7 protein-coding genes are annotated in these 7,498 nt (G+C 65.7%); 3 read left to right on the top strand and 4 right to left on the bottom strand.

Going from position 1 to position 7,498, the window contains the following annotated elements; genetic code table 11:
• Window positions 1-172: 172 nt before the first annotated feature.
• A complete protein-coding gene (locus ACTHJ1_RS05130; RefSeq protein ID WP_440188673.1) occupies window positions 173-1,306 on the bottom strand; it encodes a DSD1 family PLP-dependent enzyme in 1,134 nt (377 codons plus the stop codon).
• A 77-nt stretch (window positions 1,307-1,383) separates the two neighbouring features.
• Here ACTHJ1_RS05130 and ACTHJ1_RS05125 point away from each other — a divergent pair, with 77 nt between their 5' ends.
• Genes ACTHJ1_RS05125 through ACTHJ1_RS05115 form a run of 3 tightly spaced genes read left to right on the top strand, consistent with a single transcriptional unit; the run spans window position 1,384 to window position 3,983 of the window.
• The gene (locus ACTHJ1_RS05125; protein WP_440188670.1) at window positions 1,384-2,028 is read left to right on the top strand and encodes a helix-turn-helix transcriptional regulator; all 645 of its coding nucleotides are present in this window, start codon (window positions 1,384-1,386) and stop codon (window positions 2,026-2,028) included.
• Entirely contained in the window at window positions 2,018-2,989 is a 972-nt protein-coding gene (locus ACTHJ1_RS05120; protein WP_440188667.1) for an ornithine cyclodeaminase family protein, read from the top strand. Before ACTHJ1_RS05125 ends, ACTHJ1_RS05120 begins: the two co-directional genes overlap by 11 nt.
• A gap of 31 nt (window positions 2,990-3,020) precedes the next feature.
• Window positions 3,021-3,983, top strand: coding sequence for a threo-3-hydroxy-L-aspartate ammonia-lyase (locus ACTHJ1_RS05115; RefSeq protein ID WP_440188665.1), 963 nt, complete (start codon window positions 3,021-3,023; stop codon window positions 3,981-3,983).
• Window positions 3,984-3,997: 14 nt separating this feature from the next.
• On the opposite strand, the gene ACTHJ1_RS05110 is transcribed toward ACTHJ1_RS05115, so the two are convergent.
• Genes ACTHJ1_RS05110 through ACTHJ1_RS05100 form a run of 3 tightly spaced genes read right to left on the bottom strand, consistent with a single transcriptional unit; the run spans window position 3,998 to window position 7,449 of the window.
• Window positions 3,998-4,708 (bottom strand): ABC transporter ATP-binding protein, encoded by a 711-nt coding sequence (locus ACTHJ1_RS05110; protein WP_440188662.1) that lies wholly within the window; start codon window positions 4,706-4,708, stop codon window positions 3,998-4,000.
• On the bottom strand, window positions 4,705-6,525 hold the full coding sequence (locus tag ACTHJ1_RS05105) for a branched-chain amino acid ABC transporter ATP-binding protein/permease (RefSeq protein WP_440188659.1): 1,821 nt from the start codon (window positions 6,523-6,525) through the stop codon (window positions 4,705-4,707). Before ACTHJ1_RS05105 ends, ACTHJ1_RS05110 begins: the two co-directional genes overlap by 4 nt.
• Window positions 6,526-6,528: 3 nt before the next feature.
• Entirely contained in the window at window positions 6,529-7,449 is a 921-nt protein-coding gene (locus ACTHJ1_RS05100; RefSeq protein ID WP_440188656.1) for a branched-chain amino acid ABC transporter permease, read from the bottom strand.
• Window positions 7,450-7,498 lie beyond the last annotated feature (49 nt).

Raw genomic sequence — 7,498 nt, 5'->3', positions numbered from 1 at the left:
TTTTCGATCCCGCCGGGGTGTTTTTTGTTGTTTCTTGTTTCTTCTATTTTTTTTTGTTGTGTGGGTGTCGCTCCTGCGGGGGGGGGGGGGGCGGGGGGGGGGGGGGGGGGGGGGGGCCCCCCCCCCCCCCCCCCCCCCCCCGACGGCTTAAAAAAGACAACGGAGATCTGCTTCACCACCCATAAAACCGCGGCCAACGCTGCGCGTCTCCTTGTGCATCGACGGCGTAATACTCCGGATGCTGCGCGCCCGTGGCGCAGGCGTGGTTGGGCATAATCCGTAGCCGCGCACCAATGGGAAAGCTCCGTGCGATATCGGCATCGACGCCGTCGGCCAGGGACACGATGCCGTGCTCCTGATTCGCCGAACTCATCACGTAGCCCGCGAGCGGGTTGCCCCTTTCATCGCAGACCTGCCCGAAGCCGAAGTCGCGCTGCTGCTTCTGCGTGCCGCGGTCGCGGCTCATGGCCATCCAGCCGGCATCGACGATGGCCCAGCCTTTTTCTTCCTGGTGGCCGATGACGCTCGTCAGCACGCTCAGCGCGATATCGTCGAGGCTGCAGACGCCCACGTTGTGCATCACCAGATCGAAAAACACATACACCCCGGCGCGCAGCTCGGTCACGCCTTCCAGCGTTTGCGCGCGCAGTGCGGTGGGCGTGGAGCCCGCGCTGACCACGGGGCAGGGCAGGCCTGCGGCCCGCAGCCGCTCGGCCGCGCGCACCACGCCCGCGCGCTCCTGCTCGGCGATGGCGCGCAACAGATCGTCTTGGTTGGTGTCGTAGCTCGAACCGGCATGCGTCAGCACGCCACCTAGGCTCACCCCGCCATCGTGCAGGGCGTGGCCGATCTGCAGCAGCAGCTCGCTCTCGGGCTGCACGCCGGAGCGATGGCCGTCGGTGTCGATTTCGATACAGACTTCCAGGTCGGCGGCGTTTGCGGCATTGAAGGCGGCGATGGCTTTGGCCACTTCCAGGTTGTCGGTGATGATTTTGAGGTCACAACCTTGCCGGCGCAGGGCCAGCGCCTGCGGCAGCTTGGCGGGCAGCATGCCGACCGCGTAAAGAATGTCTTTCACGCCGGCAGCGAAGAACTGCTCGGCTTCTTTCAGGGTCGAGACGGTGATGCCCTGGGCGCCGGCCGCGGCTTGGGCGGCCACGACGTCCAGACACTTGGTCGTTTTCACGTGCGGCCGGAACTTGACGCCGAGCGTGTCGGCGCGGGCCTGCATGCGCCGGATGTTGCGCAGCATGCGCTGCACGTCCACCACGGCGGCAGGTGTGTTCAGGTCTGGGAGCTGGGGCATGGCGGATTCCCGATGGTAATTTTGGATCTTCTGTCAGTAGTTTGACGAAATGTATAAAACTAGTCAAACTGTCTAACATGGCCAAAAACACCAAGTCCGAAAAAACCCCCGAGCAGCAACTCCTGCTCGCCCAGGTCAAGCAGATCGCCGAAGGTCTGGCCCAGACGTTCGCGCCTTTCACCGAGGTCGTCGTGCACGATCTGCTGGATCCGGCCCACGCGGTGCTGGCGGTTCACAATAATCTTTCCGGCCGTCAGATCGGCCATCCTGCCACCGAACTGGGACTGGCGCGGATCATGGATCCGGCCTACGAGCAGATCATCGCGAACTATCCGAACCAGTTCGCCGACGGCCGGCAGGCCAAGAGCACCTCCATCGGCATAAAAGATTCGGCAGGGCGCTACGTTGCGGCCCTTTGCATGAATATCGATCTGACCTTGTTCCAAAGCTTTCAAAGCGCGATGAACCGGTTCACCGCGGTCGAGGGCTCGACGCCGGTAAAAGAATCGCTGGATCCATCAGGCGCCGACGCCATCCGCGCCCGCATCGACGCGTTTGCCGCGAAGATGGCCGCGACGCCGCGTTCGCTCAAACCGCAGAACCGCCGCGCGCTCATGCAGGAACTCAAGGCCGCCGGCCTGCTCGACGTGCGTCGGGCCATGGACACTATCGCCGCCCATCTGGGCGTCTCGCGCGCCACGGTGTACTCCGATGCGAGGTGACGCCCGGCTCCTGCTCGTCGACAAGCACCTTGTCGAGCGCCTGCTCGTCGCGGACGACGTCATTGCCGCGGTGCGCGAGGCCTTCGAACTGCATGGCCGGCGCCAAGGCCGCGTGTTTCCGGTGGTGCGCGAAAAACTGAGCACCGGCGGCGTCTTCGGCATCAAGACCGGCGACGTCGGCAGCCAGGGGCTGCTGGGGTTCAAGGCCGCCGGCTTCTGGCCCGCCAACCGATCGGTCGGCGGCGAGGCGCACCAGGCCACCGTGCTGTTGTTCGACCCGGCCACGGGCCGGCCGCTCTGCGTGATCGACGGCAACGCCATCACCACCGCACGCACCGCGGCGGCCGGTGCCATCGGCTTGTCGCTGCTCTCTCGAGAGGACAGCGTCGCGGCCACCGTGTTCGGCACCGGCAACCAAGCCCGGGCCCAGCTCGAGTTCGCGCTGCGCGCGCGTCCTGCGCTCACGCGAGTCCACTACGTATCGTCCGACCGTCTGCCGCGCCCCGAGTTCGAAGCTGGCTTCGCCGAACGGATCGAATTGCTCTGCGCGGCGGATGCGAACGCCGCAGTGAATCAAAGCGATCTGATCATTACCGCCACCACCGGTGCCGGGCCGCTGTTCGAGGCCGGCGCGCTGCGCGCGGGTACGCATCTGAACTGTGTCGGTGCGGACACCCGCGGCAAGCGCGAACTGCCAGGCGGCGTGGTGGATGCGGCCCGGATTTTTGCCGACGACCTCGATCAGGCGCGCCAGCTCGGCGAACTGCAGTGGCTGCCTCAGACGCCGGCCGTGGAGATAGGCGATCTGCTCACCGGCGAGGTTCCATGGCGGCGCAGCCCCGGCGACATCACCGTTTTCGATATGACCGGTCTGGCGCTTCAAGACCTGACGGTCGCTCGGCTCATCCATCGCAAAGCCATGGAGCAAGGTCTCGGAACCGCCGTGGCCTGGCCGTGGTGACTTCTCTTTCCCGGTTTTTTAGGACTTCATCATGTTGACTCTTCCTACCTACGACGACGTCGTCGCCGCCGCCGGCCGCATCGAGGGCCATGCCCACAAGACACCCGTGCTCACCTCGCGCACTGTCAACGAAGAGTTCGGCGCGGAGGTTTTCTTCAAATGCGAGAACTTTCAACGCATGGGCGCCTTCAAGTTCCGCGGCGCGTTCAACGCGCTGTCCAGGTTTTCGGCTGAGCAGCGCAAGGCCGGCGTGGTGGCATTCTCTTCCGGCAACCACGCCCAGGCCGTCGCGCTGTCGGCGAAGCTGTTGGGCATTCCCGCCACCATCGTCATGCCGCACGACGCGCCGGCGGCCAAGGTCGCGGCGACCAAGGGCTACGGCGGCAATGTGGTCGTCTACGACCGCTACAAAGAAGATCGCGAGCAGATCGGCCGCTCGCTGGCCGAGAAGCACGGCCAGAACTTGATTCCGCCGTACGACCATCCCGACGTCATTAGCGGGCAGGGTACCGCCGCCAAGGAACTGTTCGAGGAAATCAGCGAGCTCGATGCTTTCTTCGTGCCGCTGGGCGGCGGCGGACTGCTGTCGGGCAGCGCTCTGAGTACGCGGGCGCTGTCGCCCGGCTGCCGGCTGTTCGGGGTGGAACCCGAGGCCGGCAACGACGGCCAGCAGTCGTTGCGCAGCGGCAGCATCGTGCACATCGACACGCCCAAGACCATCGCCGACGGCGCGCAGACGCAGCACCTGGGCAACTACACCTTCCCCATCATCCGACGCGACGTGAACGACGTGCTCACGGTGTCCGATGCCGAACTGGTCGAGTGCATGGCTTTCATGGCCGGCCGCATGAAGACAGTGGTCGAGCCCACCGGCTGCCTGAGTTTTGCCGCAGCCCGGCAGCGCAAGGCCGAACTCAAGGGCATGCGCATCGGCGTCCTGATCAGCGGCGGCAACGTCGATCTTGCCCGATTTGCCAGTCTGGTTTCGGCCTGAATCGGAACTGGGCGCTATACGCCCAGATAGGCTTGCAGCTGCGCCATGTCGCGCCGCAGGTTGGCCGAGTCGCCGTGCCAGGCCACGCGCCCCTTGTCGACAATGTAGTGATGGTCGCCCAGCTCCAGCATCGGAGCCAGGTTTTTGTCGATGCACAGAATGGACAGGCCGCTGCTTTTTAACTGTTTGAGGCACTGCCAGATTTCGCCGCGTATCAGCGGCGCCAGGCCTTCGGTGGCTTCGTCCAGAATCAGCAGTTTGGGATTGGTCATTAGCGCGCGGCCGATCGCCAGCATCTGCTGTTCGCCGCCGGATAAATTTCCGCCCAGATTCTTCTCGCGCTCGCGCAGGCGCGGGAACAGGCCGTAAATGCGCGCCAGCGTCCAGGGCGAATCGGCGCCGTGGCGGTTGTGGGCCGTGGCGACGAGGTTCTCGCGCACGGTGAGCGTCGGGAAGATCTGGCGGCCTTCGGGCACCAGGCCCACGCCGGCGCGCGCGATGCGGTGCGAGGCGGCGCCGTGGATGGGCTTGCCGTCGAACGCGATCTGGCCGCGCGCCGGCGGTATTAGCCCGGTGATCGACTTGACGGTGGTCGACTTGCCCATGCCGTTGCGGCCGAGCAGCGTGACGAAGGCGCCGCGCTCGATTTCCAGTGTCATGCCGAAGAGGGCCTGGCTCGCGCCGTAGAAAGATTCGACGCCGGACAGCGACAGCAAAACAGTCATGCCGTAGCCCCCATCATCTCGTTGCGCGTCTCGTCGCCCAGGTAGGCTTCGCGCACCGCCGCGTCGTTGCGGATGGCGTCGGCGTTGCCGCAGGCGATGGCGCGGCCGTAGACCAGCACCGTGATGCGGTCTGCCAGCGCGAACACGGCATCCATATCGTGCTCGACCAGCACCATGGCGTAATCGCTCTTTAGCTCGGCCAGCAGCCGCGTCATCTGCTCCGATTCCGCCTGACTCATACCGGCCATCGGCTCGTCCAACAGCAGCAGCTTGGGTCTGCCGGCCAGCGCCATGGCGAGTTCGAGCTGGCGATGCTCGCCATGCGCAAGCGCCGCCGCCGGCACCGACATGCGCATACCCAGACCCACGCGAGCCAGGAGCTCGCGCGCCGGGTCGACCAGCCCGGCTTCGCGCAGGGCGGGCCTCCAGAAGCCGAAACTATGGCCCTGCATGGCCTGCACGGCCACCAGCACGTTCTGCAGCGCGGTGAACTCGGGGAAGATCGAGGTGATCTGGTACGAACGCGCGAGCCCTGCGTGGGCGCGTCTTTCGATGGGCAGGGCGGTGATGTTGCGGCCGTCGAAATGAATCGCGCCTTCGTCAGGATGCAGTTCGCCGGCCAGCTGGCCGATCAGCGTGCTCTTGCCGGCGCCGTTGGGGCCGATGATGGCATGCAGCTCGCCGGGGGCGACATCGAAGCTGAAATGGTCGGTGGCCACCAGGCCGCCGTAGCGTTTGACCAGACGATCGGCGCGCAAGAGGCTCATGTTTTCCCGTCGGGCCGCCCCAGCGAAAGAACGGCCGCTTTGGGGGGCCGCAGGCCGGGAGGGCGCGGCGCGGAGGTCGTCCCCGCCTTCCTGCACGCGTTCGCCTTGCGAAAATCGGGTCTGGATATCGCCGATCAACCCGTAGAGCCCGCGCCGCGACAGCAGCACCGATACGAGAATGAGCGGTCCGAAGATGATCATCCAGTGTTCGGTCAGCGCCTTCAGGCCTTCTTCGGCGAGCAGCATCGCGGTGGTGCCCAGCAGCGGCCCGAAGAAGGAACCTAGCCCGCCAAGCACCACCATCACGATCATTTCGCCCGACGACGTCCAGGCCATATAGGCCGGCGATACAAAATGCGTGAGGTTGGCGTAGAGCATGCCGGCCACGCCGCAGACCATGGCGCTGACGACATAGGCGGCGAGCTTGTAGCGCAGCGTGGGAAAGCCCAGCGCGCGCATGCGGCGGTTGTTCTGGCGCGCGCCGCGCACGACCATGCCGAAGCGAGCCTGCACCAGCCGGCGGCCTGCCCACAGGCACAAGCAGAGCAGCACGAAGGCCGTGTAATAGAGCACCGCGGGGTTGTCGAGCGTGACGCCGCCGAAGCGGCTGCCCGCGTTCACCGGCAGGCCGTCGTCGCCGCCGTACTGCCTGAGGCTGACCGCGAGGAAATAGAACATCTGCGCGAAGGCCAGCGTGATCATGATGAACGCGATGCCGGTGGTGCGCAGCGAGAGCACGCCGGTGATCGCGCCCACGGCGGCGCACAGCAGCAGCGTCACGGCCAGATGCGCGAAGCCGTTGTCGATGCCGTGGTAGGAGAGGATGGCCACGGCGTAAGCGCCCAGCCCAAGAAACAGCGCGTGGCCGAAACTGACCATGCCGCCGTAGCCGATGATGAGGTCCAGCGACACCGCCGCGATGGCGAAGATCACGATGCGGCCGAAGAGAATGAGATAAAAAGGCTGCTGTGCAAGCTGCGCGTAGACCGGCACCAGGGCCAGGGCTGCGAGGAGCAGAAGCGGCACGGCGACGCGCAAGTTGAGTTTCATTTTTTAGCCGTGTTTGACCGGGAACAGGCCTTGCGGGCGTATTGCCAGCACCACGGCCATGACCAGGTAGATGAGCATCGAGGCCAGCGCGGGGCCGGCGGTGTCGGCGGTGCTGCGGTCGAACAGGCCGCGCAGCAGTGCAGGCAGCAGCGTGCGGCCCAGCGTGTCGACCACGCCCACGATAAGGGCTGCGAGAAAGGCGCCTCGCACCGAGCCGATGCCGCCGATGACGATGACCACCATCGTCAGGATCAGAATCGGCTCGCCCATGCCCGGCTGCACCGACAGAATGGGGCCGGCCATCAGCCCGGCCACCCCGGCCAGGACCGCGCCCAGGCCGAACAGCAGGGAATTGAGCAGCGCGATGTTCACGCCGAGGGCGCCGACCATCTGCCGATGCGTGGCGCCGGCGCGTATCAGCATGCCCAGGCGCGTCTTGTGACTGAGCAGATAGCAGCCGCCGGCCACGGCCAGGCCGACCACGATGATGAGAAAGCGATAGGCAGGGTAGGTGATGCCGAAGAGATTGATGGTGCCCGAGAGCCAGTCGGGTACCTCCATGTAGTAGGGCGAGGCGCCCCAGATCATGCGCGCCAGTTCATTGAAGAACAGGATCAGGCCGAAGGTCGCGAGCACCTGATCCAGATGGTCGCGATCGTAGAGCTTCTTGAGCGCAATGTATTCGACGGCCAGGCCGAGGGCGAGCATGGCCGGCACGAGCGAGAGCGCGGCCAGCGCGAACGACCCGGTGTGGTTGTACACGGAAGCCGCGATGAAGGCACCCATCATGTAGAGCGAACCGTGCGCCAGGTTGACGAAGTTCATGATGCCGAACACCAGCGTCAGGCCCGCGGCCATCAGGAACAGCAGCACGCCCAGCTGCAGGCCGTTCAGGCACTGCATGACAAAGAGCGTCAGATTCATCGGGCCGGCCTCTGCGCCGCGCGCCGCATGGTGAGCGCCTGGTAGCGGT

This window comes from Bordetella sp. (assembly GCF_051960075.1).
GTDB lineage: Bacteria > Pseudomonadota > Gammaproteobacteria > Burkholderiales > Burkholderiaceae_B > Bordetella.
The sequence above is the reverse complement of the archived record's forward strand: the minus strand, read 5'-3'. Positions and strand labels throughout refer to the sequence as shown.